The 26,154-nt window shown below is 38.3% G+C and carries 24 protein-coding genes and 1 tRNA gene; 18 read left to right on the top strand and 7 right to left on the bottom strand.

Annotation, left to right across the window (positions count from 1 at the left end):
- Nucleotides 1-70: 70 nt before the first annotated feature.
- The 3 genes from prmC to hemA form a co-directional block, all read right to left on the bottom strand.
- Nucleotides 71-928, bottom strand: a complete 858-nt coding sequence (prmC, locus tag HRT50_RS05520) for a peptide chain release factor N(5)-glutamine methyltransferase (RefSeq protein ID WP_291612201.1) — start codon at nt 926-928, stop codon at nt 71-73.
- A 17-nt stretch (nt 929-945) separates the two neighbouring features.
- Entirely contained in the window at nt 946-2,034 is a 1,089-nt protein-coding gene (gene prfA, locus HRT50_RS05515) for a peptide chain release factor 1 (RefSeq protein WP_291612155.1), read from the bottom strand.
- A gap of 396 nt (nt 2,035-2,430) precedes the next feature.
- Nucleotides 2,431-3,699: a glutamyl-tRNA reductase gene (gene hemA / locus HRT50_RS05510; protein WP_291612153.1), complete on the bottom strand. Its 1,269-nt coding sequence runs from the start codon at nt 3,697-3,699 to the stop codon at nt 2,431-2,433.
- A gap of 194 nt (nt 3,700-3,893) precedes the next feature.
- Here hemA and lolB point away from each other — a divergent pair, with 194 nt between their 5' ends.
- From lolB to HRT50_RS05470, 8 genes are all read left to right on the top strand, one after another.
- Nucleotides 3,894-4,538, top strand: a complete 645-nt coding sequence (lolB, locus tag HRT50_RS05505; RefSeq protein WP_291612152.1) for a lipoprotein insertase outer membrane protein LolB — start codon at nt 3,894-3,896, stop codon at nt 4,536-4,538.
- Between the two features lie 44 nt (nt 4,539-4,582).
- Nucleotides 4,583-5,479 (top strand): 4-(cytidine 5'-diphospho)-2-C-methyl-D-erythritol kinase, encoded by an 897-nt coding sequence (ispE, locus tag HRT50_RS05500; protein WP_291612150.1) that lies wholly within the window; start codon nt 4,583-4,585, stop codon nt 5,477-5,479.
- Between the two features lie 160 nt (nt 5,480-5,639).
- Nucleotides 5,640-6,584 (top strand): ribose-phosphate pyrophosphokinase, encoded by a 945-nt coding sequence (locus tag HRT50_RS05495; protein WP_291612199.1) that lies wholly within the window; start codon nt 5,640-5,642, stop codon nt 6,582-6,584.
- A gap of 305 nt (nt 6,585-6,889) precedes the next feature.
- Nucleotides 6,890-7,519 (top strand): 50S ribosomal protein L25/general stress protein Ctc, encoded by a 630-nt coding sequence (locus tag HRT50_RS05490; RefSeq protein ID WP_291612148.1) that lies wholly within the window; start codon nt 6,890-6,892, stop codon nt 7,517-7,519.
- A gap of 30 nt (nt 7,520-7,549) precedes the next feature.
- On the top strand, nt 7,550-8,134 hold the full coding sequence (pth, locus tag HRT50_RS05485; protein ID WP_291612147.1) for an aminoacyl-tRNA hydrolase: 585 nt from the start codon (nt 7,550-7,552) through the stop codon (nt 8,132-8,134).
- 62 nt (nt 8,135-8,196) lie between these two features.
- The gene (gene ychF, locus HRT50_RS05480; RefSeq protein ID WP_291612145.1) at nt 8,197-9,288 is read left to right on the top strand and encodes a redox-regulated ATPase YchF; all 1,092 of its coding nucleotides are present in this window, start codon (nt 8,197-8,199) and stop codon (nt 9,286-9,288) included.
- A gap of 313 nt (nt 9,289-9,601) precedes the next feature.
- A complete protein-coding gene (locus HRT50_RS05475; RefSeq protein ID WP_291612143.1) occupies nt 9,602-9,943 on the top strand; it encodes a DUF3718 domain-containing protein in 342 nt (113 codons plus the stop codon).
- Nucleotides 9,944-10,147: 204 nt separating this feature from the next.
- A tRNA-Met gene (locus HRT50_RS05470) sits at nt 10,148-10,224 on the top strand.
- A 272-nt stretch (nt 10,225-10,496) separates the two neighbouring features.
- Here the strand turns inward: HRT50_RS05470 and HRT50_RS05465 are convergent.
- Nucleotides 10,497-11,690 carry an FAD-dependent oxidoreductase gene (locus tag HRT50_RS05465; protein ID WP_291612141.1) on the bottom strand — a complete coding sequence of 398 codons (1,194 nt, stop codon included), beginning with the start codon at nt 11,688-11,690 and terminating at the stop codon, nt 10,497-10,499.
- Nucleotides 11,691-12,161: 471 nt separating this feature from the next.
- Between HRT50_RS05465 and HRT50_RS05460 the strand changes: the two genes are divergently transcribed.
- The 7 genes from HRT50_RS05460 to lnt all read left to right on the top strand — a co-directional run bounded on the left by HRT50_RS05460 (nt 12,162) and on the right by lnt (nt 21,208).
- Nucleotides 12,162-12,647, top strand: a complete 486-nt coding sequence (locus HRT50_RS05460; protein WP_291612139.1) for a hypothetical protein — start codon at nt 12,162-12,164, stop codon at nt 12,645-12,647.
- Nucleotides 12,604-15,411 carry a hypothetical protein gene (locus HRT50_RS05455; RefSeq protein WP_291612137.1) on the top strand — a complete coding sequence of 936 codons (2,808 nt, stop codon included), beginning with the start codon at nt 12,604-12,606 and terminating at the stop codon, nt 15,409-15,411. The genes HRT50_RS05460 and HRT50_RS05455 overlap by 44 nt, the downstream gene beginning before the upstream one ends.
- 163 nt (nt 15,412-15,574) lie before the next feature.
- Nucleotides 15,575-17,017 (top strand): tRNA (N6-isopentenyl adenosine(37)-C2)-methylthiotransferase MiaB, encoded by a 1,443-nt coding sequence (gene miaB, locus HRT50_RS05450; protein ID WP_291612135.1) that lies wholly within the window; start codon nt 15,575-15,577, stop codon nt 17,015-17,017.
- 147 nt (nt 17,018-17,164) lie between these two features.
- Complete coding sequence (locus HRT50_RS05445) at nt 17,165-18,172, top strand: PhoH family protein (protein WP_291612197.1); 1,008 nt, start codon at nt 17,165-17,167, stop codon at nt 18,170-18,172.
- Complete coding sequence (gene ybeY / locus HRT50_RS05440) at nt 18,172-18,636, top strand: rRNA maturation RNase YbeY (protein WP_291612133.1); 465 nt, start codon at nt 18,172-18,174, stop codon at nt 18,634-18,636. Before HRT50_RS05445 ends, ybeY begins: the two co-directional genes overlap by 1 nt.
- Nucleotides 18,637-18,738: 102 nt before the next feature.
- Nucleotides 18,739-19,617: an HlyC/CorC family transporter gene (locus tag HRT50_RS05435; protein WP_291612131.1), complete on the top strand. Its 879-nt coding sequence runs from the start codon at nt 18,739-18,741 to the stop codon at nt 19,615-19,617.
- The gene (gene lnt, locus HRT50_RS05430) at nt 19,610-21,208 is read left to right on the top strand and encodes an apolipoprotein N-acyltransferase (protein ID WP_291612129.1); all 1,599 of its coding nucleotides are present in this window, start codon (nt 19,610-19,612) and stop codon (nt 21,206-21,208) included. The genes HRT50_RS05435 and lnt overlap by 8 nt, the downstream gene beginning before the upstream one ends.
- Before the next feature lie 87 nt (nt 21,209-21,295).
- Here the strand turns inward: lnt and HRT50_RS05425 are convergent, their stop codons facing one another.
- Together HRT50_RS05425 and HRT50_RS05420 are read right to left on the bottom strand one after the other, a co-directional pair.
- Nucleotides 21,296-22,267, bottom strand: coding sequence for a GGDEF domain-containing protein (locus HRT50_RS05425; RefSeq protein WP_291612127.1), 972 nt, complete (start codon nt 22,265-22,267; stop codon nt 21,296-21,298).
- An 89-nt stretch (nt 22,268-22,356) separates the two neighbouring features.
- Nucleotides 22,357-23,472, bottom strand: coding sequence for a response regulator (locus tag HRT50_RS05420; protein WP_291612125.1), 1,116 nt, complete (start codon nt 23,470-23,472; stop codon nt 22,357-22,359).
- 183 nt (nt 23,473-23,655) lie between these two features.
- Here HRT50_RS05420 and tpx point away from each other — a divergent pair, with 183 nt between their 5' ends.
- Both tpx and HRT50_RS05410 read left to right on the top strand, forming a co-directional pair.
- Nucleotides 23,656-24,333, top strand: coding sequence for a thiol peroxidase (tpx, locus tag HRT50_RS05415; RefSeq protein WP_291612123.1), 678 nt, complete (start codon nt 23,656-23,658; stop codon nt 24,331-24,333).
- Between the two features lie 335 nt (nt 24,334-24,668).
- Nucleotides 24,669-25,121, top strand: coding sequence for an Hsp20 family protein (locus HRT50_RS05410; protein ID WP_291612121.1), 453 nt, complete (start codon nt 24,669-24,671; stop codon nt 25,119-25,121).
- Between the two features lie 132 nt (nt 25,122-25,253).
- Here HRT50_RS05410 and HRT50_RS05405 read toward each other — a convergent pair whose 3' ends face one another.
- Nucleotides 25,254-25,607 (bottom strand): MGMT family protein, encoded by a 354-nt coding sequence (locus HRT50_RS05405; RefSeq protein ID WP_291612119.1) that lies wholly within the window; start codon nt 25,605-25,607, stop codon nt 25,254-25,256.
- An 86-nt stretch (nt 25,608-25,693) separates the two neighbouring features.
- Here HRT50_RS05405 and HRT50_RS05400 point away from each other — a divergent pair, with 86 nt between their 5' ends.
- Complete coding sequence (locus tag HRT50_RS05400; RefSeq protein ID WP_291612117.1) at nt 25,694-26,149, top strand: YaiI/YqxD family protein; 456 nt, start codon at nt 25,694-25,696, stop codon at nt 26,147-26,149.
- Nucleotides 26,150-26,154 lie beyond the last annotated feature (5 nt).

Below are 26,154 nucleotides of genomic sequence, written 5' to 3'. Positions count from 1 at the left end.
ATTATTTAAGGTTAAAACGTTAAATGATTTATAAATGATGAATAAATGATTTAAAATCGATAAATCCATACTAAGAATCAGGCGAAGTAGCCCAAGTAATGCGTTCATGGCCGTTCAGGTCTCTTACCGTTTGGGCATTAGCATACCCTAAATCGGTTAATATATTGCGTACTGCTTGACCTTGTTCAAAACCATGTTCAAAAAAAAGTGCACCTTGAGCTTTAAAAAATCTTAGTGCTTGTTGCGCAATATGCTTAATATCACCGAGGCCATGTTCACTAGCAACCAAGGCTGATTTAGGCTCAAAACGCACATCGCCTTGACTTAGGTTTTCGTCCAAGTCATCGATATAGGGAGGATTGGAAACAATCACCTCATACTTACGCTCATTAACTGCACTAAACCAATTACTCTGAAAAATATTGACTTGCGTTAATTGTAAATTCTCAGCATTTTTCTTGGCAAGTTGCACCGCATCAAGGCTAAAATCGATAGCATCAATTTCCCAGTTAGGTTGCTCTGATGCAAGTGCTAGTGCTATTGCGCCAGTCCCCGTACCAAGATCTAAGCATTGTAATGATTTTACCTCGCCAAAATTCTCGAGCACTGATTCAACCAAAATCTCAGTGTCTGGACGGGGAATAAGTGTTGCGGGTGAAACCCAAAAAGGCAGTGACCAAAACTCCTTTACTCCAACGATATAGGCAATTGGCTCACCTAAAAAACGTCTTTGCAATAAGGTTAGGTACTGCTGTTCAACTTGCTTAGCAAGCTCTTTTTCAGGCCAAGTAAGCAAGTAACTGTGTTCTTTATTTAGCACAAAAGCCAAGAGGATTTGCGCATCGAGCTTAGCACTATCTGAACTATCAGCTAATTGCTTCTGCCCATGCGCTATGCAATTGGCTATGGTGATATTTTTCTCTGGCATGACTGACAAAAGTAAAACTAATTTTGGCTAGCTAATTCAGCTAATAAGTCAGCTTGGTTTTCCTGCATTATCGGTTCCATAATCAAATGCAAGCTGCCTTCCATAATTTCGTTTAAACGATATAAGGTTAGGTTGATACGATGATCACTCATACGACCTTGCGGGAAGTTATAGGTACGAATACGTTCAGAACGGTCACCACTGGCAACTAAATTACGACGTGATGACTCTTCCGCACTACGGCGCTTTTCATCTTCAGCTTGTTGAAGGCGTGCTTGCAGCACAGACATCGCTTGAGCTCTGTTTTTATGCTGTGAACGTTGTTCTTGACACTCAACCACAACGCCCGAAGGGATATGGGTAATTCGAATAGCAGAATCGGTTTTGTTAACATGCTGACCACCCGCGCCTGAAGCACGGAAAGTATCAATTTTCAAATCTGCTTTATTGATTTCAATGGCATCTGCTTCTGGCATTTCAGGCATAACAACCACGGTACAAGCGGAGGTATGTACTCGACCTTGAGATTCAGTTTCTGGTACACGTTGTACACGATGACCACCCGATTCAAATTTCATATGGCCGTAAACGCCTTCGCCATTGATTTTCATGATCATTTCTTTATAACCGCCCTGCTCACTTTCGTTGCAGTTCATTACCTCAATTTTCCAGCCTTTCTTTTCTGAATAACGACTATACATTCTAAATAAATCGCCAGCAAAAAGAGCTGCTTCGTCGCCACCAGCACCGGCACGAATTTCCACAAAACAGTTGTTATCGTCCTTTGGATCGCGTGGTAGTAATAAGATTTGTAATTCATCGGCAATATTCGCAACCGCTTTTTTCGCGTCTTTGTATTCTTCCTGGGCCATTTCTCGCATATCAGGATCTTCATCTTTAAGCATCATCTCAGCAGTCTCGAAATCACCTTCAGCACTTTTATAATTATTAAAAACTGAAGTCACGGCATCAAGCTGTTTAAACTCTTGGGATAAAGTACGAAACTTGTCTTGATTGCTAATAGTTTCAGGATCGGATAATAAGGCTTGCACTTCTTCGAAACGCTCTACTAGCACTTCAAGTTTTTGATAAACTGATGATTTCATTAAAATGTTCTTATACTTAAAATAAGGAAAAACTAAATTATTGTTATTCTAACACAGTAGTAATGCAATCCACCATGCTCGAGTAAAAATGTAGCTAGATAGACTGTTGCCTGAGTCAGTAATACTTACACTAATTCCATTAAGTTTGTGGTCTTGTTGTGCACCGGAAAAACAAATCAAAGCAAGGCACTCGATTACTCACTCAATAGCTCAATAGCTGACGTGCGTGAAGAAAGCAACACCGCTTTGAGTATTTTACCCCGCACAAGTGGGTAATAATTTATTGGTATTAGCTTGTATAGCCGTTACCCGTCAAAATCAAGGGGATAAGTGGCAATTAAAATGACTTTTGCCAAGAAGTGTATTTAAGTAATAGTAAGGATAGTGGCTAAGGTACTAGTCTTGCGGATCAATATTAAAAATATCGCGCAAATAAAGTAGTTTATCAAGCTCACCACCTTGGGCAGCGGACTGGAGAGCACTGGTAGGAGCGTGCATAAATTTATTAGTGAGTTTAGTGGCAAGTTCACCTAGAACGGCTTCAGAATTTTTACCATTTTTTAATTGAATCAGTGCTTTTTCAAGTAAAACATCACGATTGTCTATACATTGTTTACGATAACTAATAACCGTATCTTGAGTATTTAAACCACGTAGCCAAGCCATAAAATTATCAGACTGGCTATTAACGATACTCTCTGCTTCTACAGCGGCTTTACGGCGATTTTCTATATTTTTGGCAATAATGCCTTGTAAGTCATCAACGGTATATAAAAATACATCTTCAAGCTCTGAAACTTGTTCTTCTATATCACGAGGTACGGCAAGATCAACCATAAATATAGGTTGATGTTTACGCGATGCTAAAGCTTGCTCAACCATACCTTTACCAATGATAGGTAAAGTAGAACCAGTAGAGCTGATAACAATATCTGCATGACACATATGTTCTGGTATTTGCGCTAAGGTGATGACATCTGCACCAATTTTTTTAGCCATATTTTCAGCACGAGCCAGTGTTCGATTAGCGACTGTGATTTTGCCGACATTATTTTCGTATAAATGCTTGGCAACTAACTCAATAGTATCACCCGCACCAACAAGTAATACTTTAGTTTTTTCAAGACCGCCAAAAATATGTTTGGCTAAGTTTACTGAGGCAAAAGCAACGGAGACCGCACTAGCACCTATTTCGGTTTCGGTGCGAACTTGCTTTGCCACACCAAAAGTACGTTGGAATAACCGTTCCATAATCAATGACATAGAGCCAGCAGCTTTAGCTTGACTATAAGCTTGTTTCATTTGACCGAGGATTTGTGGCTCACCTAAAACAAGCGAGTCTAAACCACAGGCAACGCGCATCATATGATTAACGGCTTGCTGATCTTTATGCCAATAGAGGCTAGGTAAAATGGTTGAGGCGGGTACGTTATGATATTTTTCTAGCCATTGAATAAGGCGTTGCTGAGTAACATCAAAGTCGCCATCTTGTACTAGGTATAATTCTGTTCTATTACAGGTAGAAAGTATCGCAACTTCACGGCATTGCACGGCTTCCAGCATTTCTTTTAGCGCGGTAGAAAGTTTATCTGGATTAAAAGATATTTTTTCTCTTACCGCTACAGGCGCAGTTTTATGATTAATTCCAACAGCAACTATGGACAAAGTAATAAACCTATTTTGTAAACATTTCCGACAAGTTTTATAAAACTTGTTTTAACTCGTGCCGCAAGTATAACCCAAGATCCGCTATTAAAATATGATCTGTGATAAAAGACCTTAAAAATACTACTGCTATTTACAAAGGCCAAAAAGCTATGTTCAAATAACAATTATCATCGTTTTAATGACTTACCTTAATGATTAAACTTTTTAATACTGCCCTATATCCACCTTACTTATTTACTCTGGCCTTGTTTACCCTGGTACTTTCAGGCTGTAGCACTTTGACCGGTGAAGAAAAGCAGGTGTTAATAAAGCAAACACCTCAACAAAGAATTGCCAGACTACAACAATTACAGCAATGGAAAATAACAGGAAAAATAGCCTTTATTGACAGCAACTCACGTCGTAGCGCAACATTATCGTGGCGAGTTAACGAAAAAAAAGACCAACAACAGCTCAGTTTAACCACTTTTTTAGGCATCAATGTTTTACAACTCGACTCGAATGCTAACAATCATACAATCCAAGTAGACGGCAAAACCTATCATGGCAAAGATCTAGCAGCACTTATTCACTCGATTGCCGGTTTAACCCTACCGACACAAGCATTAACATATTGGCTTAAAGGTATTCCCTATCAAGAAAGTGATGATATTGGTTATCACAAATCTACGCAGCTACCACAAACCTTATCAAGCCATTATAATAATGATTTATGGCAAGTCAGCTATGGTAACTACCAGCAAATTAATGGCTACACCTTAGCCACTAAATTTTCTATTAAAAAAGATGACCTATTAATTAAAATTTCCGTTAACAATTGGTCCGTAGCCGATTAATAACCAAGCCTAGTAACTTACACCTTAAAAAGTAGAACTTCTAAATGACTAGCTCTTCAAACTCATTTCTCAATAAAGCCATTGAATTCCCATCCCCGGCAAAAATTAATTTATTTTTACATATTGTTGGACAACGTGATGATGGTTACCACAATTTAGAAACACTGTTTCAATTTATAGATCACAGCGACACGCTCACGTTAACTGCCACCGAGAAACCAACCATAGATTTATTGACCCCTATTGAAGGCGTTAACAATGAAGATAACTTAATTGTAAAAGCTGCGCGATTATTAAAGAAAAAAACTAATAGCCCTTTGGGTGTGCAAATAAGTATTAATAAAATACTGCCTATGGGAGGCGGTTTAGGCGGTGGTTCATCCAATGCAGCTACCGTTTTAGTTGCGCTTAATACATTATGGCAGTGTCAATTATCAACCAGTGACTTAGCGACATTGGGCTTGAGCCTTGGTGCTGATGTGCCTATATTTATTCATGGTTTTTCCGCTTTTGCCCAGGGAGTCGGTGAAAAGCTCACAGTGATGGATCCCGAAGAGCCTTGGTACTTAATTACTAAACCTGAATGCAGCATTTCTACACAACAAGTTTTTACCGCTGCAGACCTTCCCCGAAAAACCAAGAGATTATCCCCTTCAGCCCTTGATACTCGTGACTTTATCAGTGATGAATTCCATAATGATTGTCAAACATTAGTAATAAAACACTATCCTGAGGTTGCCAAGTTGCTGGCTTGGTTGGTAGAATACGCACCCTCAAGAATGACAGGAACGGGTGCGTGTGTTTTTAGCCGCTTTTCTAGTCAGCAAGAGGCGCGTTCATTACAAGCGAATCTTCCAAAAGGAGTAAGCTCTTTTGTCGCGCAGGGGCTTAATAAGTCGCCGTTATGTTCTGTAATAGCAAAGCTATCATTGAGCATATAAATAATGACCAAAATTTGCGAACTTGACTATAACAGCTATTTTTAAACACACTATTGTGTGTAATAAGACAGCCATAGTTAAGTAAGCGTTATACTGCTCGATGATTACTTATCAATCAAAGAGTCTACTATTAATGTCAAATATTTCTGAGGAATCGAAAGTGCCTGACATGAAGATTTTTGCGGGTAATGCCACCCCTGAACTGGCCAAGAAAATTTGTGATCGCCTATATATGCCTCTAGGCGATGCTACAGTCGGTAGTTTTAGTGATGGTGAAATTTGTGTTGAGATAAATGAAAACGTCCGTGGTGCGGATGTTTTTATTATTCAATCAACCTGTGCTCCAACCAATAATAACTTAATGGAATTAATTGTAATGATAGACGCTTTGCGTCGTGCCTCCGCTGGCCGTATCACTGCTGTAATCCCTTATTTTGGTTATGCTCGCCAAGACAGACGTGTACGTAGTGCTCGTGTACCAATTACTGCAAAAGTAGTTGCTGACTTCTTATCAAGCGTTGGTGTTGACCGTGTACTAACGGTTGATCTACATGCCGAGCAAATTCAAGGCTTCTTTGATGTGCCTGTTGATAATGCTTTTGGTACACCAATATTATTAGAAGACATGAAAAGCCGTAAGTTAGACAATCCTGTGATTGTTTCTCCTGATATCGGTGGTGTTGTGCGTGCTCGTGCAGTAGCTAAACTTCTTGATGACGCTGACTTAGCCATTATCGATAAACGTCGCCCGAAAGCGAACGTTGCGCAAGTTATGCATATCATTGGTGATGTTGCTGGTCGTGACTGTATTATTGTTGATGATATGATTGATACTGGCGGCACGTTAGCCAAAGCAGCTGAAGCATTAAAAGAACATGGCGCAAAACGTGTTATTGCTTATGCTACTCACCCAGTATTATCAGGTAATGCAGCACAAAACCTTAGAGACTCTGTTCTTGATGAAGTAGTAGTAACTGATTCAATTCCACTTTCTGATGAAATCAAAGAACTTAAAATGGTTCGTCAATTGACTTTAAGCGGCATGCTTAGTGAAGCGATTCGCCGTGTAAGTAATGAAGAATCTATATCAGCAATGTTTGATTAATTCCTAGCGAATAATTACTTCTATTGCGAAAAAGCAGCCCTATAAAGGCTGCTTTTTTATTTTCTCCTTTGCACTATTTATTACCTCCCCTCATATAAGCACTCATCACAAACGCACATAATTAATCTCTTTATTTAATAGCTTTTTCCTGGCCTAAATGTTATTGTACCGCGCCTTTTTTATCTAATGCTTTAGTTATTTATAACTTAGCTTACTTAGGTAAAATGGTGTCTCCTTGTTTTTGGTCGCAAAAAACAAGACTTAATTTTTAAGTTTTATAACTTATATAACAGAAGAGTATTAAAATGACTGATTTATTAACATTAGAAGCTGAAGTACGTACTGATTTAGGGAAAGGTGCGAGCCGCCGCCTACGTCACGCGGACAAAGTTCCTGCTATCCTTTACGGTGAAAACAAAGAATCTGTATCTTTAACTTTAGCGCACAAAGATGTATTCCGTGCTCAACAAGAAGAGACATTCTACACGCAAGTATTAACATTAAACATTGCTGGTGAGCCAGTTGAGTGTTTAATTAAAGACATGCAACGTCACCCGTTCAAGCAATTGGTAATGCATTTAGATTTCATCCGCATTGATGCAAACCATGTTGTTCATGCAAAGACTGCTATTCACTTCATTAATGAAGATGAAGCAGCTAAATCTGGTGCGAACATTGCTCACCACATGACTGAAATCGCTATCACTTGTTTACCAAAAGACTTACCTGAGTTCATTACAATTGACTTAGCCGGTTTAAAACTTGGTCAAACTTTACATTTATCTGATGTTACCTTCCCTGCAGGCGTAACTTCTGACGAATTAGCAAAAGGCGAAGAGCATGATTTAGCTGTTGTTTCTGCTAAAGCACCTAAAGCTGCTAAAGTAGTTGATGACGAAGAAGCTCCAGCAGCAGAAGCTCCAGCTGCTGAATAATAGCTACATTCATTTATAATATTATAAATAATGACTATTAAACTAATTGCGGGGCTGGGTAATCCTGGTCCCGAATATAGCAAAACACGCCACAATGCAGGTGTTTGGTTCGTCGAAGAACTAGCACGTAGCCATAACATATCCCTCCGTCCCGAAAAAAAGTACTCTGGCCTTTATGGTAAAGGGTTAATTGCGGGAAACCTTGTCCACTTATTAATTCCAACCACGTTTATGAATCGTAGCGGTCAAGCAGTTGCACCATTAGCTAATTTTTATAAAATGTCGGTAGATGAAATCCTTGTTGCCCATGATGAATTAGATATGCAACCCGGAGTTTGTAAAATTAAAAAAGGTGGTGGCCACGGTGGTCATAATGGCTTGCGCGATATTATCGATCGCATGGCTAATAATAGAGATTTTTACCGGCTACGTATTGGCATTGACCATCCAGGTCACCGCGATAAAGTAACGGGTCATGTACTGGGTAAAGCGCCGAGTGCAGAACAAGCAAAAATTGAACAAGCAATCGACGAAGCCAGTCGATGTTTGGATATTTGGTTAAAAGACGACTTAAAGAAAGCGCAAAACCGCTTACACTCTTTTAAAGCCGAATAAATATACACAAGTAAATACACGCTAGTAACTATGTGTTAGCAACTAATCAGTAGGTAAAAATTATGGGTTTTAAATGTGGTATCGTTGGCTTGCCTAACGTCGGTAAATCAACACTATTCAATGCACTTACCAAAGCAGGTATTGAAGCGGCAAACTTCCCGTTTTGTACTATTGAGCCAAATACTGGCGTAGTACCTGTACCCGATCCTCGCTTAGATAAATTAACCGCAATAGTAAAACCTGAGCGTGTCTTAGCCACCACAATGGAATTTGTTGATATTGCCGGTCTTGTTGCTGGTGCATCAAAAGGTGAAGGTTTAGGTAACAAGTTTTTAGCTAATATTCGTGAAACTGATGCCATTGGCCATGTTGTACGCTGTTTTGATAATGACAACATCATTCACGTTGCCAATAAAATTGATCCCGCAGATGATATTGATGTGATCAATACTGAATTAGCTTTATCTGATATGGACACAGCAGAGCGCGCAATTTTTCGTTTAGCTAAGAAAGCTAAAGGCGGAGATAAAGACGCTAAATTTGAAATGCCTGTATTACAAAAAATATTAAAACATGTTGAAGACGGTAGCATGATTCGTTCATTGGAGTTATCCAAAGAAGAAAAAGCGGCGGTCGAGTACTTAAACTTTTTAACAATCAAACCGACTATGTATATCGCTAATGTCAATGATGATGGTTTTGAAAACAATCCCTACCTTGATGTAGTACAAAAGATAGCGGATGCAGAAGGTGCTATCGTTGTTGCTGTTTGTGCTGAAATTGAAAGCGAATTATCTGAAATGGATGATGAAGACAGAGCTGAATTTATGGCTGATTTAGGCTTAGAAGAGCCCGGTCTTAATCGTGTTATCAATGCCGGTTATTCTTTACTACACTTGCAAACTTATTTCACTGCGGGTGTAAAAGAAGTACGTGCATGGACAGTCAAACAAAATGCTACCGCACCACAAGCAGCTGGTGTTATTCATACGGACTTTGAAAAAGGCTTTATCCGCGCTGAAATCGTTGGTTATGATGACTTTATCGAGTTCAATGGTGAGTCAGGTGCTAAAGAAGCTGGTAAGTGGCGCTTAGAAGGTAAAAGTTACCTCGTAAAAGATGGTGATGTGATCCACTTCCGTTTTAATGTGTAACTTAGCTATTAACCAGTAAACAATTTTATTGTTTAAAAGGGCTCATCTTTGATGGGCCTTTTTTGTGCCTGTAAGGTTCTAGCGAGTATAGCTTCTAAACAGGAAACTTTAAGTTAAGCACTAGTTAACTGTGATAACATATCAATAAAGGCTTGTTTTAATTGTATATACAACTAAAATACCGTCTGTTATATCAAAGAAATTAGCAATATAGTCAAGGTTAACTCTACTCACGAATACAATAACTAAGCTTATGAACTACAATTTCTTTGTTTCAATTAATTTATAAATTAAAAAATAATAAGGTACAACAATGAAAAAATTTATTTTATTACCCATCCTATTAGCTACAAGTGTGATTACCGCAGCACCTGCTCAAGCAGATGGCTTATCGTTGCGTATTTGCGAATATGTTCAAGCAAATGATAAAAGTCGCCTAAGGTCATTCTTAAAGCAAAATAAACTAAAAATTCGTAATATTTATAAAAGGCTTGAATGTAACGGCAATACTTTATTAATATTTGCCGCTAAATCTAACGCTTTAGAAGTTGGCGAATTCATTATTGGTAAGTTACCTTCTAAAAAAGTTAAAGCAGAAATAGATAACTTAGCAAAATATTCCGCACATTTAGCTGAAGAAGCAAGAGATAGATAAGCAGCTCCTATTCCTTATATATAGAAACGCAATATCCGTTCCAATAGATAATGTGTTTCTCACCTTTTCTTGCATAGTTTACCGTCATATCGCACAAGCAATAAGCAAACAAATAAAAAATACAATATTTTATAAAAAAACGGTTGACGGATGGAAGGTAGGTCAGCATAATACGCCGCACTTGCTACAGAGCAGGTTGGTAAAGGCTACATAGCTCAGTTGGTTAGAGCACATCACTCATAATGATGGGGTCCCAGGTTCGAGTCCCGGTGTAGCCACCATTTTATTCAGTAAAATCAGTTTATCAATATCCCCATAAAATTAAAAAACATCTAAAAAAACTCCTGTAATCTCTCAGTTACACTGTAACTATCCTTTAAAATTAATAGCACTACAAAATCATTACAGCTTAGATCTACTCACTAAATCCATTTATTGCTTTCTCGGTTATGTTAAAAGCTCTGGTTATAATGTTTTATTTAATGTGAGGGTTCAACTCCCCCCTATAGAAAAATAGAGAAAGAATTAAACCTTTAACCACCAATCACAGCCCCTATAGACCACAAGCATAAGCCAGTGCTTTATTTTTTATTGTACTGTTTAGGAAAGGGACTTTATTGACGGCTAATAAAGCTAAATTACGTGCCGCTTTAATCACTGGTGATGGGTGACTAAAGCCCGCATATAAGGCGTCCATAGTAGACATCATCAGCAAGTTCTCTTTACGTCTCTTTTGCTCATATCGTGCTAGCACAGCTTCATCATGCCAGGCTTCGCCATGCGAGATAGCGTCGGCAATAACATGTTGTAAAGCGATAACATCTTTAAAGCCTAAATTGACTCCCTGCCCCGCCATCGGGTTAATAGTATGAGCCGCATCTCCTAACAGCAGCACACGCTTATGTTGATAAGTATTAGCATGCCTACGTGTTAAAGGAAAAGCACCTTTAGCCAGCACCTTAATTTCACCTAACTGCTTGGGGAAATGTTTAAGTACTTCTTCTTGGAGTTGGCTATTAGTTAATGACGCTAGGCGAGTGATCTCATCACGTTGGTGGTACCAAACTAATGAGGCATAACCACCTAACGAACTTTCTCCGGCTAAAGGTAATAAAGCAACGGGCCCTGTTGGGGAAAATTGTTGCCAAGTAATATCTTGCTGGCTCATTGAGGTTTCAACATTAATCAACATAGCGGACTGTTGATAATCCCAGCCAGTTATACCGATCGCTGACATTTGTCTAACTTTTGATTGTGCTCCATCAGCGCCAATTACTAGGTTTGTCGTTATCGAGCTATTTGTTAGTATTAAAGTCGCTTTGTCATTATCTTGCGTTAAAGAGACTAAGCTATCAGGGCAAAAAGCACGAATATTCCTCATAGCGTTAATTTGTTGCCAAAGCGCAAGTTGAATTAAGCGATTTTCAACGATATGACCTAGATAACGTTGTTCAATATCATCAGCATTAAATTCAGTGTAGGCACTTTCATGCTCCCAAACACCAAGGCGTTTATAAGGGCAAGCGCGCCATTCATTAATTTGTTGCCAAGCGCCAATTTGGCTGAGTAAGTTTTGTGAAGCCAAAGAAATAGCTGAGACACGTAAATCAAAGCTTTGCTCCGCAGAATAGTCTTTTGGCTGGTACTGCTCAACCAAGGCTACCTGTAAACCAAGCTGTGCTAAGGTCAGCGCACTTGCTGCACCCACCATGCCACCACCAATAACCACACAATCAAAATGTTCCATGCTTTATAGTTCACAACAATATTCTAAGATGGCTTTATTTTACCCAAGCGTAACGCTATTTTCGACTGCTTTATTACATTAATCTCACAAGTTTATCATTTTAACCCTCACCACTTAGGTGAAGTAGCTAATTACGGGCATAAGTGTTCAGCTAAGACGGTAAATAAAGTATCAACAGTGCACGAATAGTATAATTCACAAGCAAGTTTTTTGAACATTACAATTGATGTCATTACTCTAGCGTAAAAAGGAAACAGTAAGGTGTTCGGCATGGACGCTAACATGAGCGGAATTAAACAAATTGGTTTGAAATCAAGATAGTTAAACAAAGCTTGTTTGTCAGTAAATTTCAGTTATAGTGCAATGCCAAGCTATTGAGGTTGCAAGGAAATATTGGCCTAGATACTAGGGGTTGTTATAGGTACAGTAGTCATAAATACAAATCATTTAACTAATCAATAAGGAAGCACTATGTCTGCACAAGCACAGAAGTCTGCAACGGAACTAAATACAGAAGAAAGACGAGTAACTAAGGATATTAATTTAGTGTATGATTTTACTGAAAAGCCAAATCGTACTCAGTTAAAAGCACGGAGCGATCGCGCCGTTGTAGCCAAGTTAAGAGCAGATTTAGTTTTACCGAATGATAAAATATTAACCGTGGATATAGATTTTGATACAGCAAGCGGATACCATAACAACACTATGTTGGTTATGGATGATTTTGGTGTAGAAATGCTAGTCACGGCCTTCGCAGTAAAATACGGCCAACAATTTGCTGATAAAATATCTAACGCTTGGGCAGAGAAACAACATCAAGATGATCTTCGAAAACCCACTTACTTACTGGTACAAAAGCCAATCATTGAGGGTGATATGCCTAAAATCTTTGCCGTCTGTGGCGATAGAAATCATGATAAAGATGGTACGAAAAGTACGCCACAAAGTATCGTTTAATATTAATTCTATGTTAGGTTTTCAGGCTAAGTTCATTGTATTTTTAACGCTTAGCCTGTTCAGTTTCACCAGTCACTCCTACAATACCACACCTCTTAACACGCTTAGTAACGTCACTAAAGTATTACAAGATAAACGTGGTTTTATCTGGCTCTCGAGCCAACAAGGATTAACGCGCGTTGATGGCAACAATAACATTACTTTTTCGCGCAGTAATCAAGAGTGGCCGTTACCTTTTTCGTGGGTACATGATATTGAAGTCGTTGATAACAAGCTGTTACTGGCCACTGAAATGGATGGTTTATGGCTATTTGATACCCGTAATGGGGAAGTGGAAAAAATAATCACTGATATATCAGAACCAAGCCACTACAACGCAACACTATTTAAAAATAACTATTATAGTTATGCCCCAAATACAAATAAGTTTTATCGCTTCAACCCAAGCGATAATTTATCCCAGATAATTCATCAAAATATAGCCATTAAAGTGCTAATTCATACCCCAGAACAACTATATATTTCCAATCGCGATGGTTTATATCAATTACAAAATGATAATTTAGTACAAGTCATTAACGAACCCATCACCGCCTTAACTGCATTATCAAACGCGGTAGTAGCGATAACAGCTAATAAGATTTATCGATTAGGTGATGATGGTAGTCAATCAAGTATTCAACATAGTCAAAAACTGTACGGTTTAACAAAAGCCTATGATAATGATAGTTTTTTCACCGTTAGCTTAAAAGGAAAAGTGAGTAAATATGACGGTGCTACATTAACGCCCCTGCCTCATTATTATGGTGATAGTGAGCCTGTACGTCTTAAGAGTGCCTTTCATGATGCTTCTGGTGTTTTATGGCTTATTAGCAGCCATGGTATTGAACAACTAAACGAGAGTTATATTAAAAATCACAACCTTATTTTTGATATTCCCATCAATGGCAATGAAATAGCCTTATTTGATAATGAAATTATTATTGGCAGTTATGGCGCAGGTTTGCAAAACTTTTTGCAGCCGGTATTTAATCAAGAGAGTAATGCCGGTTTTACCAGAAAAGGCTTGAAAATAGTTGACTTACTAGAGATAAATAACAGCCTATATATCGGCTGTTTCGATGGTTTATGGCGTTATGATAAAGGTACAAACCAAGTGACTAAACTTGATGTTGTTGCAGATAAGATCATATTAAAACTCGAACAAAAAGATAATTTACTCTATATAGCCACTGATGGTTATGGTCTATATGTCTATGACTTAATAAGTGAAGAGATCATTAACCATATCGATGATAGCATTGGTTTACAGAATCCTGAAGTTATTGATGTATTACCGCTAGATAATGGCAAGATATGGATTGCTCATAATAACAACATCAGTATTTATCAGCAAAATAGCCATACAGTTACTACAGTTAACACGCCAAATAGAAGTAAAGTCATTTCACTGGTTATTGCCGGTAATAAAATTTTTGCTTCTACTTTAGGTGATGGCATTCTGGTTTTTAACCAACAAGGTGACTTATTAGCCCAGCTATCTACTGGTCATAGTTTCACTGAAATGTTATTAGTTAATGATGTGATTTGGGCCTCAGGTAAACCTGGACTATATAGGATTTCACCAACTAACTATCAAGTAACCATGATAGAAAACACTCAGCAGTATTCTTTTGTTAGCAGTATGTTAGTCAAAAATGACATCCTTTACGCTATCCATTACAGTGGCGTTTTGGCGCTCGATCTTTCTGAAAAAAAGCAATTTAATCCTAATGTCGTTATTAGTAAAACCACCATTTCGGGTAAGTCCTATTTGCTCAATAAAACCATAGAGATTGAAAGTGGTAACGATGTTATTACCCTTGATTTAGCTAGCTTAGACCATAGACCTGGTCTACATAAAAAGTTTCAGTACCGTATTAACAATAGTGATTGGCAGCTAATGAATAATAACCAGCTAACCCTCACCGGCCTTGCTTCCGGTGATTACCATATTGAAATTATGGCAACCAATAGCTTAGGTCAATGGAGCGACAATAAAGCATATACCGAAATTCATGTTGCTTATCCATGGTATTGGACGGTAGAACTGAGAATCCTCTATGTCATATTAATATCATTTATCGTGTTATTGGCTTCTTGGTTACTTTTTTTACGGGCAAAATCAATTAAACGTATTCATCATTTACTCAAAGATGACATGCGAAATTACGGTCGAGTGATGAAAACCATTCAACGAAATTTGCAACTGACTTCCACTTCACTAGCAAGTAATGACCTAGAACAAGGTAAGCAATTAATTGAGAATACTATCTCGATACTTAAAGAGAGTATTATTAGCCAAGAGCCTGACAACCTTGCCGGAAAAACGTTAGCAATAGCGATTCCTTTTTTAGCTGAGTATATCCATAGCAAATACGAAATTAACTTGCACGTTAATCTTGATGATAAAGTGGATAGCCTTACCTATGAACTAAAGGCTGATGTCTATAAGGTGATATTTGAAGCAATCATGTCTGCCACCTTCAAAAGCGAAGCAGAAAACTTTAGCCTGACGTTAAAAGAGGTCAAACAAAAACTATGGCTTACTGTTAATAGCAATAATGACTCTTTTAACCAACTCACCAGTAAAGTTGATTTCGATCTTGCTAGCTATACTATTCGTCAAATCATCAATAAAAATCACGCTTCGCTGAATACGTTCTCCAACGATGACGGTAGTAGTCAGCTGGTGATAAGCTTCCCACTAATGACCTTAAATTAGTTTATCATTTCCATACAAAACTCAAAATAATGAAGACATTTACAACTAGTTGCCTTATTAATTCGAAATTAGTCCGCAATTGGTATAAAATACGCCTCCTTTTATCTGTGCTGGGATTGCTTAGGCATTTTCCAGGACAATTTGTGCGTGAAGAGTGAAGTAAATGAGTAAGAAGCTATATATCAAAACTTGGGGCTGTCAGATGAACGAGTATGACTCGCAAAAGATGGCAGAATTGTTGGATTCAACCCATGGATACTCCTTGGTTGACGAAGCGGAACAAGCTGATGTTATTTTGCTTAATACTTGCTCTATTCGCGAAAAAGCACAAGAAAAAGTCTTTCATCAACTAGGTCGCTGGAAACGTTTGAAAGAGACTAAACCTGATTTACTTATTGGTGTAGGTGGCTGTGTTGCCTCACAAGAAGGTGCTGCAATACGTAAGCGAGCACCTTTTGTCGATATGATTTTTGGGCCTCAAACCCTACATCGTTTACCTGAAATGATTAATCAAGTTCAACAGTCAAAGAGCCCCGTTGTTGATGTTAGCTTTCCAGAAATTGAAAAGTTCGACCGTTTACCTGAGCCTAAAGCTGACGGTGCTAGTGCGTTTGTTTCTATCATGGAAGGTTGTAGTAAATATTGTACTTTCTGCGTAGTACCTTACACCCGGGGCGAAGAAGTTAGTCGTCCTCTTGATGATGTGCTCTATGAAATCGCGCAACTTGCTGAGCAAGGCGTACGTGAAGTAAACCTACTAGGTCAAAATGTGAATGCTTATCGTGGTGAAACACATGATGGCAGCATCTGTCGTTTTGCTGACCTGGTACGTTTGGTTGCTACTATCGATGGTATCGATCGTATTCGTTATACCACCTCACATCCGGTTGAATTTACTGATGACATAATTGAAGCCTATGCTGATGTGCCTGAACTAGTAAACCACCTGCATCTTCCAGTACAAAGTGGTTGTGATCGCATCCTAACGCAAATGAAGCGTGGTCATACCGCTCTTGAATATAAGTCTCAAATTCGTCGCCTGAAAAAAGTTCGCCCTGATTTGTCTATGTCTTCTGACTTTATTATCGGCTTTCCCGGTGAGAGTGATGAAGATTTCATCGACACAATGAACCTAATTAAAGCTATTGATTTTGATATAAGCTTCAGCTTTATCTACAGTGCTCGTCCTGGTACTCCTGCAGCCGATTTACCCGATGATATTAGCGATGAAACCAAGAAACAACGCTTAAAGCTGTTACAAGACCGAATCACCCAACAAGCATTACGTATCGCTAGACAAATGTTAAATACCGAGCAGCGCGTTCTGGTTGAAGGTCCGTCAAGAAAAAATCCGATGGAATTACGGGGTAAAACAGAAAATAACCGTACCGTTAACTTTGTTGCCCCGCATAGTGTTATTGGCCAATTTGTCGATATCAAAATTACTGATGTAGTTGCCAACTCTTTACGTGGTGACTTAGTAAGACAAGAAAAAGACATGGGTCTTCGAATTGCCCATTCTCCTGCTGATATTTTAGCGAATAATCACCACACGGCAACGCCAAGTAACCTAGATGAATTAGGTGTCGGTACTTTTACACCATAGCAGCCCATTGGCAGTATTAAGCACTTTAAATTTAAAAAAGCGGAAATGAATTTGACCACAGCAACGACTAAGTCACGAAAGTTAAGCCGAGAAGTATTCAACTTGGAGCCTGTAGACAATCATAGGCAAGCAAACTTATGTGGTCCTATGGATGATAACTTAAAAACTATCGAACGCCGCTTAGGTGTAGAGATAAGTTACCGAGGTCATGAGTTTACTGTGGTTGGTAAACCGTCAAATTGTCAAGCTGTGGTTAAAGCTCTCAAAGGCCTTTATCTTGAAAGCCAAGAAGTAAAAGGTGATAGTAATATCATCTCTCCTGAGATGGTGCATTTAGCCATTCTAGAAGCTGATTGTCTCGAGCAAGAGCCTGTTAAGGATCAAATATCGGCCGAGTTAGATAATCAATTAGATAAAAAATTCGATGATATGGTAACCATTAAAACCAAGCGTGGTGTCGTTAAACCACGCAATGGTAACCAACAAGCTTATGTGCAAAACATCATTACCAATGATATAACCTTTGGCGTAGGTGTTGCAGGTACGGGTAAAACCTATTTAGCTGTGGCCTGTGCGGTAGATGCATTAGAGCGTCAAGAAGTACGTCGTATTTTACTCACTAGACCTGCCGTAGAAGCAGGTGAGAAACTAGGTTTCTTACCTGGCGACTTATCCCAAAAGATAGACCCTTATTTAAGACCCCTTTATGATGCTCTTTTTGAAATGCTTGGCTTTGAAAGAGTTGAAAAATTGATAGAACGTAATGTCATAGAGATTGCACCACTTGCTTATATGCGTGGCAGAACCCTGAATGATGCCTTTATTATTTTAGATGAAAGTCAAAACACCACGGTTGAACAAATGAAGATGTTTTTAACCCGTATTGGTTTTAACTCGCGTGCTGTTATAACAGGTGATATTACGCAGGTGGATTTACCTCGTCATCAAATGTCTGGTCTTCGCCACGGCATTGAAGTTTTACAAAATATCCCCGGCATTAGTTTCAACTTCTTCCAGTCTAAAGATGTCGTCCGTCACCCCGTTGTTGCCAGGATTGTTGACGCATATGAGAGTTATGAGCAAAAGATAAATAGACAGAAGCAAGAAAAGAAAGATGCACAACAAGCAAGTAATGCTAAGAGTAATTTAAGCTAGTGGCTCATGTAATAGATCTACAAATTGCATGCGAGAAAATCGAGTTACCCACTAAAGCGCAATTCCAACTATGGGTTGATAGTGCTTTAGCAGAAGTGACGAGTGAGCCTGAGCAGGAGTTTGAACTGACCATTCGTTTGGTCAACAGTGCCGAGAGCCAGCAATTAAATAATCAATATAGAGGCAAAGATAAACCAACCAATGTATTATCTTTTCCTTTTGAAGTTCCTGATGGCATAGAGCTTAACTTATTAGGTGACTTGATTATTTGCATTGAAGTTATGAAGCAAGAAGCACAAGTACAAAACAAAGCCTTGTTTGATCATTGGGCACATCTTGTTATTCATGGCTGCTTGCATTTAGTTGGCTTTGATCATATAAGTGACAGCGAAGCCGTTGAAATGGAATCTATCGAGATTGCTATTTTAGAAAAGTTAGGCATTAATAACCCTTACTTAGAATAGTAAGTTTAACTATTAATTAAACAAATATACTTAACGAAAAGCTTAATTCATAACGTGTTTAATAACATGTTATGAATATAATAAAGGAAGAATAATAGCTCCATGAGCGTTGACAACCCCCACTCTAGTAACGGTTCAGCCAGTAAGTCCTTATTGCATAAAATTATGCAAGTTCTAACACCTGAGCCGAAAAACAAAGATCAATTGGTAGATGTATTAAACAATGCTCAAGATAGAGACTTGATCAATCCTGAAACTAAACAAATGATCAAAGGTGTTTTAGACGTTTCTAAATTGCGTGTTCGAGAAATAATGATCCCACGCTCACAAATGGTTACTATCGATATTAACCTTAGCCTTGATGAGTTCCTACCAATTATCCTAGAGTCTGGTCACTCGCGTTTTCCCGTTGTTAATGAAGATATCGATCACGTTGAGGGTATTTTATTAGCAAAAGATTTACTCGCTTTTGGCTTTAGTTCACAACATGATAACTTCAGGCTCAGCGACATCATTCGACCTGCTATTATTGTTCCCGAAAGTAAAAAAGTAGAACCCTTATTAAAAGAGTTTCGTTCTAACCGCTATCATATGGCTATTGTTGTTGATGAGTATGGCGGTGTTTCAGGTGTTATCACTATCGAAGATATTTTAGAACAAATTGTCGGCGAAATAGAAGATGAAACCGATGACGAGATTGAAGAAGAAATTAAACATCTAGCCGGGAATGTTTACTTAGTAAAAGCCCTTACTGAACTGGGTGACTTTAATGACTACTTCAATTGTAGCTTTAATGAATCCGACGCGGGTACCATTGGCGGTATTGTTTTACGTCAGTTTAACCATTTACCGCAAAAAGGTGAGCTATTTACTTTAGGACATTTCGAATTTAAAGTACTGGTTGCCGATAGTAGACGAATACAGATGCTACAAATTAGTGTGGCTAAAGATCACGAAATTAACGGTAAAGTGAGTGACTAGTATTAGCAAAGGCTCTATTTTTCAATCAATAAGAAACAAACTACTAAACCCAAACCATTGGTTATGCTTCCTTAGTGGTTTTTTCTTAGTTTTTGCTTATGCGCCATTTTCCTATTGGTGGCTAGCATTAATATTACCTAGCATAATGCTACACCAAGTCAGCCATGCTCCGCCTAAGTTAGCCGCTAAAAAAATGGCTTTATTTGCCTTTGGTTGGTTTAGTAGTGGTATTAGCTGGGTGCATGTCAGTATTGACCAATTTGGTGGTTTACCACTGATAGTCTCTTTGCTACTGATGCTTGGCTTATGTACTTACCTAGCTTTATTCCCGGCACTTGCTGGCTACTTAACAGCACGTTTTTCTAAAAACAAACAAGTAAACTTGTGGCTATTGCCGCCTATTTGGCTTTTTTGTGAATATTTACGTTCAGTGGTATTAACCGGCTTTCCCTGGTTATCACTGGGCTACAGCCAAATAGACAGTCCATTAGCAACCTTTGCGCCTATTATCGGTGAGGTTGGCCTTACCGGCATCGTGTTGATAATAAATATCTGCTTGGTCAAAGTTTACAATATTTTGTCGCCCTTATTTAAAGAGCAGAGCCAATACACAAATACCCCCACATCTAGCAAAGGGTTGATTTTCCCTGTTGCCTTAGCGACAAGCCTTATTGTTACTAGTTTGGTGTTGAGCCAAGTTAGTTGGACAATGTTAACTGGAAAGAGCGCTAAAGTAGCGCTCATTCAAGGTAATATCGCTCAATCAATAAAATGGCAACCTGAACAAGAATGGCCAACCATGCTCAAATATCTCGACTTAACACGAGTAAACTATGATGCTGACCTTATTATTTGGCCTGAATCAGCTATTCCAACACTTGAGCCAGCAGCTCAAGATTATTTAAGCACCGTTAACCGCTCGGCCATCTTAAATAATAGCGCCATTATTACCGGTTTAATTAATTATAATTTTGAAAGCAAAGAGTATTTTAATGCTCTGCTTGTTCTAGGTAAAAAGAATGCAAAAGACCAACAAGGTTATTATTACAATCACAGTAATCGATATTATAAAAGCCATTTGCTGCCTATTGGGGAATTTGTCCCCTTTCAAGAGTGGTTACGCCCATTAGCGCCCTTCTTTAACTTACCTATGTCATCTTTCACTGCAGGTAATTATGTCCAGCCAAATCTAGTGGCTAATGGGTTACATATCTTACCACTTAACTGTTTTGAAATAGCCTTCCCAACACAGTTAGCGGCTAACTTAACCAATAAAACCGATATGATCCTCACGGTAAGCAATGATGCTTGGTTTGGTGACTCTCATGGCCCACATCAGCATTTCGAAATTGCTAGAATGCGCGCGCTAGAGTTTGGTCGCCCTTTAGTTAGAGCGACAAATAATGGCGTTACCGGTATTATTAATCATTTAGGTGAAGTTACCGCCATAGCTCCACAGTTCGAAGAAGTGGTACTTAGAGGTACTGTTGAGTTTGTCACTGGCGATACGCCATACAGTCGATGGCCAAATTTAATTTTATGGCTAATGATACTATTGCCACTGATGACACTGAAAGGTTTTAAGCATTAAGTTTTCGTAATGAATGTAAAAGTGGCTAGATAAGCCACTTTGCTAGAGATCATCTTTTATAAACAGTAACTGCTAAAAATTGCACTTTCATTTTTTGGTTTGTTTAGGGTGAAGAGATATTTTATTACGACCGCTTTCTTTTGAGCGATACAAGGCTGCATCAGCACATTCAATCCACACTTCATGGTTTTCAATACTCTCATCAACTTCAGCTATGCCCATACTAATAGTATAGTTAACCGTAATATCGTTATAGCTGACAATAGCTTCACTGACTTCCTTACGCAGTCGGTCAGCAAATACAAAAGCATTTTCAATCGATGTATCAGACAATAAAATGGCAAATTCCTCACCACCATAGCGGCCACAAATATCAGTTTCTCTAACATGGTGGCGAATTAAGCCTGAAATGTGACGAATAACTTCATCGCCAACAATATGACCATAGGTATCGTTGATATTCTTAAAGTGGTCAATATCAATCATAACCAAAGAGCTTGAGTGCTGGCTACGGCTCCAGCGTTTATGCTCTGCTAATAAACATTGCTCCCAGTGCGTTCGGTTGAATAATTGAGTTAAGCCATCGGTTTGACTCAATATGGATAATTCTTCATTCGCTTTTTTCAGGCTTTGTTTATGCATTGCTGTATCGGTGACATCATAAACAAGTAAACATAAGTGACTTACTTCACCCGTTGCAGACAGTAGCGGGATAAAAGTAGTATTTTGATACATAAAGTCTGCACTACCCGTTACAGGACGGTAACTATCGAACTTGAATAAGTAAGGTCTTTGCTCCCATATAGTAAATGCTTTATTTTTCAGTAAAAACACCGATTCAGCTTTACGGGTAAACCACTCTCTAGGTATCTCGGCAAACAGATCAAATATCAGCTTACCTTTCGCTTCGCGGGGAAATAATCCACTATGGTTTTCCATAAAACCATTAAATATCTGGATATTAAATTCTTTATCTAGCACTACCAAGCCAACATCAATGTTATGCAACATTTCCATTAACCAATGCAGTTCATTTAGTTGTGATTTTTCTATGGTCATAAGCCATTCCTGTCAGTACTGTCTCGCGCTTACTTGTGTCACTTGTTAATAGCAACAAGCTAATTAATTTACTGCCATTAACTCAGTCATTAATCAATCAAGTAGGCTAACTTATTATTAAGTGTTGTCATTGATTTTTCTGTGAAAAGTAATAACAGATCACACTTAATTGGGTAGTTTTCTATGCTATAGCTAATTTCAATTGCTAAGGTTTTTTTCCATTTACTGGCATTGTTAGCAATTAAGTCAGAGATTTTTCTATGTTGTCCCAATACCTCTGGATGCCCTTGACTGAACTGAATATCAAGTTGCTCTGATACCCCTTTTAAACAAGCGCCAATAAGTACATTAGCCAAATCCATTAATAATTCTAATTCGGTGCCCATATCAGCATCATATTGATAGTTCATCAATGACGCGACATCTTTAAAGCTTGAATCATTTAGGATTAATAAAGCCTCCCCTGAAATACCAGCGCTGATAAAGCCTTGGCAAATACCTGAGGTACTTTCATGGTTTTCGATATCTTTTAACGCCATACGAAGTTCACTCACTTCGATGAAGTTAACATTAGGAATGGGTAACTCAACAAAAACATTGAGTAAACGTGCCAGTAGATCCCCTGCCCGCCCCATAGCAACATTGGCAATTTCTTGGTAACAATCACGCATCTCCGCTGATAAAGTCATCTCTGGCTCAGTGCTCACCGGCTCACTTTCAGCGGTAGAGACATCAAGCTGATTAGAAAGAAGCGCTTCCTGGATATCAAATTTTGCAACCGGGGGCTTAGTTGGCGCTATATTGAGAACGGATTCTGGCTCTGTCGCGGCCAGTTCTTTGGAAAAGACCCCGTAAGAAGATAATACCTTGGTAAGAATTTCTTTATTAACCGGTTTTTGGATAAAATCTAGTGCGCCCAAGCGGGTAACACGTTGATGAGCTTCGGGTTGAATATCACCCGATATCACTATGGTAAGTGTCGGTAAGTCTTGTGACAAAATCTCTTCAAGCACTTGATAACCATCCATTTCCGGCATATTTAAATCAAGTAACAGTACATCTCCTTTGCCTGCCTTTATCGCCTCAATTCCTTCTATACCATTGGCGGCAAAACTTATCTCTACATCCCAACCATCAGGTAATGAACGCGCCACTTGTTTGCGCGCCATATTAGAATCATCACAAATTAATAATTTAGTGGTCATATTAATCTTGAGCCTTACATAAACGATAACTAAACAACTACAACGGCGAGTAAAATTATATCTAGCCTCTATAGATAACCATAGAGTATCCAACATAAAACACAATGATAAAGTTCTATTTATAGAATTTATATCGTTAAACCGCTAATATCAGTTCACCTTAACCATTATTTTCAATAAATCATGAAATTTTCTACTTCAAACATCAACTTATATGCTTTTTTAATCGCCACTTTTACCCTGACATTTAACTGTCAGGCATACTCTTTTGATCTGGATAAGCTAAAACAATCCAATAATTTGGTCAAAGCTGGCGACAAATATGTCACCCTTTTAGGAGAGCAAGTAAATGTTGGTGAACAAGCACCACAGTTTAAAGTAGTTGATAAAAACTTTGCGCCAGTCACACTTAAAGATTTCCAAGGACAAACCTTACTTATTTCTGTGGTGCCGAGCTTAGATACCGGAGTTTGCTCTATTCAAACCAAGCGTTTTAATGAAGAAGCGGCCAAGTTACCGATAAACATTACTGTTTTAACCATCAGTAATGATCTTCCTTTTGCTCAAAAACGTTTTTGTGATGTTGAAAAAGTCGATAATATTAAAGTATTGTCAGATTCAGTTTGGCGTGACTTTGGCGTTAACTATGGTTTATTAATAAAAGATATGGGTTTGCTTACCCGTGCGATATTTATCATTAATGATCAAGGCAAGGTTGTATACAAAGAACTTGTTGCCAACATATCACAGCACCCTAATTATGATAAAGCCCTAGCAAAGGTGAAATATACTGCCCCGGTAATTGTTGTGGATGGTGCAGCCATTAAAAAATTAGCAGTAAAAGAAACTAAAAACAATTAAAAATAATTAAAAATAATTAAAAATAATTAAAAATAATTAAAAATAATTAACTTAAAATACCAATAAAAAACAATCAATTAAAATAACACTCATATATTTATTCAACTTTTTTCTTGAAAAGTCAATAAACAATCCCATCTCTAATTGTGTAGTCGCCGTAAGGGGCTACACAAAAAACATAGCCTGTTCATTGTGAAAGGCTGCATTATTTTAAAAAGATATGTTTATCGTAGTTCTATTCTAGGCAATATAGTTTTGCTAGAAAATGACTCAACAGATAACGTCACTATTTATAATAATAACCATTTTATTGCTATATATTAGGATAACTTATTATGCGTAACTCTCCAGATTTCAGTCCACTATACCGTTCATTTATTGGTTTTGACCACCTAGCTGGTTTAATCGATAAAGCTGCACGAGCTGACAAACAATCATCATATCCACCTTTTAATATTGAACTTCTTTCACAAGATAAATACCGAGTATCAATGGCTGTCGCAGGCTTTAGTGAGCAAGAGTTGGATATCGAGACCAAACAAAATAATTTAATTGTTACAGGCACAAAGCCGGTAATTAAAGACCAAGCAGAGAAAAAATTTCTGCATCAAGGTATTGCTGAACGGAACTTCGAGCGTAAGTTTCAATTAGGTGACCATGTTAAAGTCATAGGCGCCTTTATGGAAGATGGCCTGTTACATATCGACCTTGAAAGAGAAATTCCAGAAGCATTAAAACCACGTAAGATAGCCATTAATGGCAAAAGCTTACTTAATGCTGAGAGTTAAGTGGTGATATTTAAACCTTAACTTCCTTTATGTTTCTCCTTTTATTTTTGCCCAGTCTGTGACTGGGCTTTTTTTGTTTTAGTCGTTCAGGTCAAACGCTCAAACAGCTCATCAAGCAAACACGGTCAACGCTTAAAACTCCAGAGAAAACAAGATTTCAGCTAAGTCTGGCTGCCATTGAAAATCTTTAAGCTTTATTTTACTACCAAGCACTACTACCTGTTCATCTTGCAAATGCTGTTTTTGCTTAGCAAAGTATTCACTGCCTGATGGGAAAGATATTTTACCTTGTGAGTTAATCACTCGAAACCAAGGTACACTTTGTCCGCGCCAACCCTTTTTTGGTACCTTACCCAAAGCTTTGCCAACCAATCGAGCCCGACCAGGTAAACCGGCCAAATCAGCTATTTGCCCGTAACAGGCAACCTGACCTTGAGGGATTAATTGTACCGTTTGCCATATTTGTTGGTAATGAATATTCTGCATTGGTTGATTTAATTACCAAGATTTTTAATTGCTGGGACAAGTAGGTTATCATAGCGGTTCGAGTACGAACAATACTAAGGAATTACATGAAAATTTTGGTGGATGCTGATGCCTGTCCCGTGGTGATCAAAGAAATATTATTTAAAGCGGCGGATAGAACAAAAATAGCTATCACCTTAGTGGCTAACCATTATATTCGTGTACCACCCTCACCTTTTATTAAGTTTATCCAGGTACCTAGTGGTTTTGACATTGCTGACGATGAAATAGTTAAGCTAGTTGAAAAAGGCGATTTAGTTATCACCAGTGATATTCCACTGGCGGATGAAGTAATAGAAAAGTCGGGGCTAGCCCTGAGTCCACGTGGCGAGATTTTTACTAAAGAGAATATCAAGTCACGGCTCAACATTCGTGATTTTATGGATACTATGCGCGCTAGTGGCGTGCATACTGGTGGGCCCCCCGCGCTAAATCAAACCGACAGGCAAAACTTTGCCAATCATCTTGATCGTATTATTACTCAGTTTAAAAAGTCTCATTAAGCAAT

Origin of the sequence: Colwellia sp. (genome assembly GCF_013215345.1) — a bacterium.
In the GTDB taxonomy this organism is placed as follows: domain Bacteria; phylum Pseudomonadota; class Gammaproteobacteria; order Enterobacterales; family Alteromonadaceae; genus Colwellia.
Note: the sequence above shows the minus strand (reverse complement) of the source record. Positions and strands in the feature narration are given on the sequence as shown.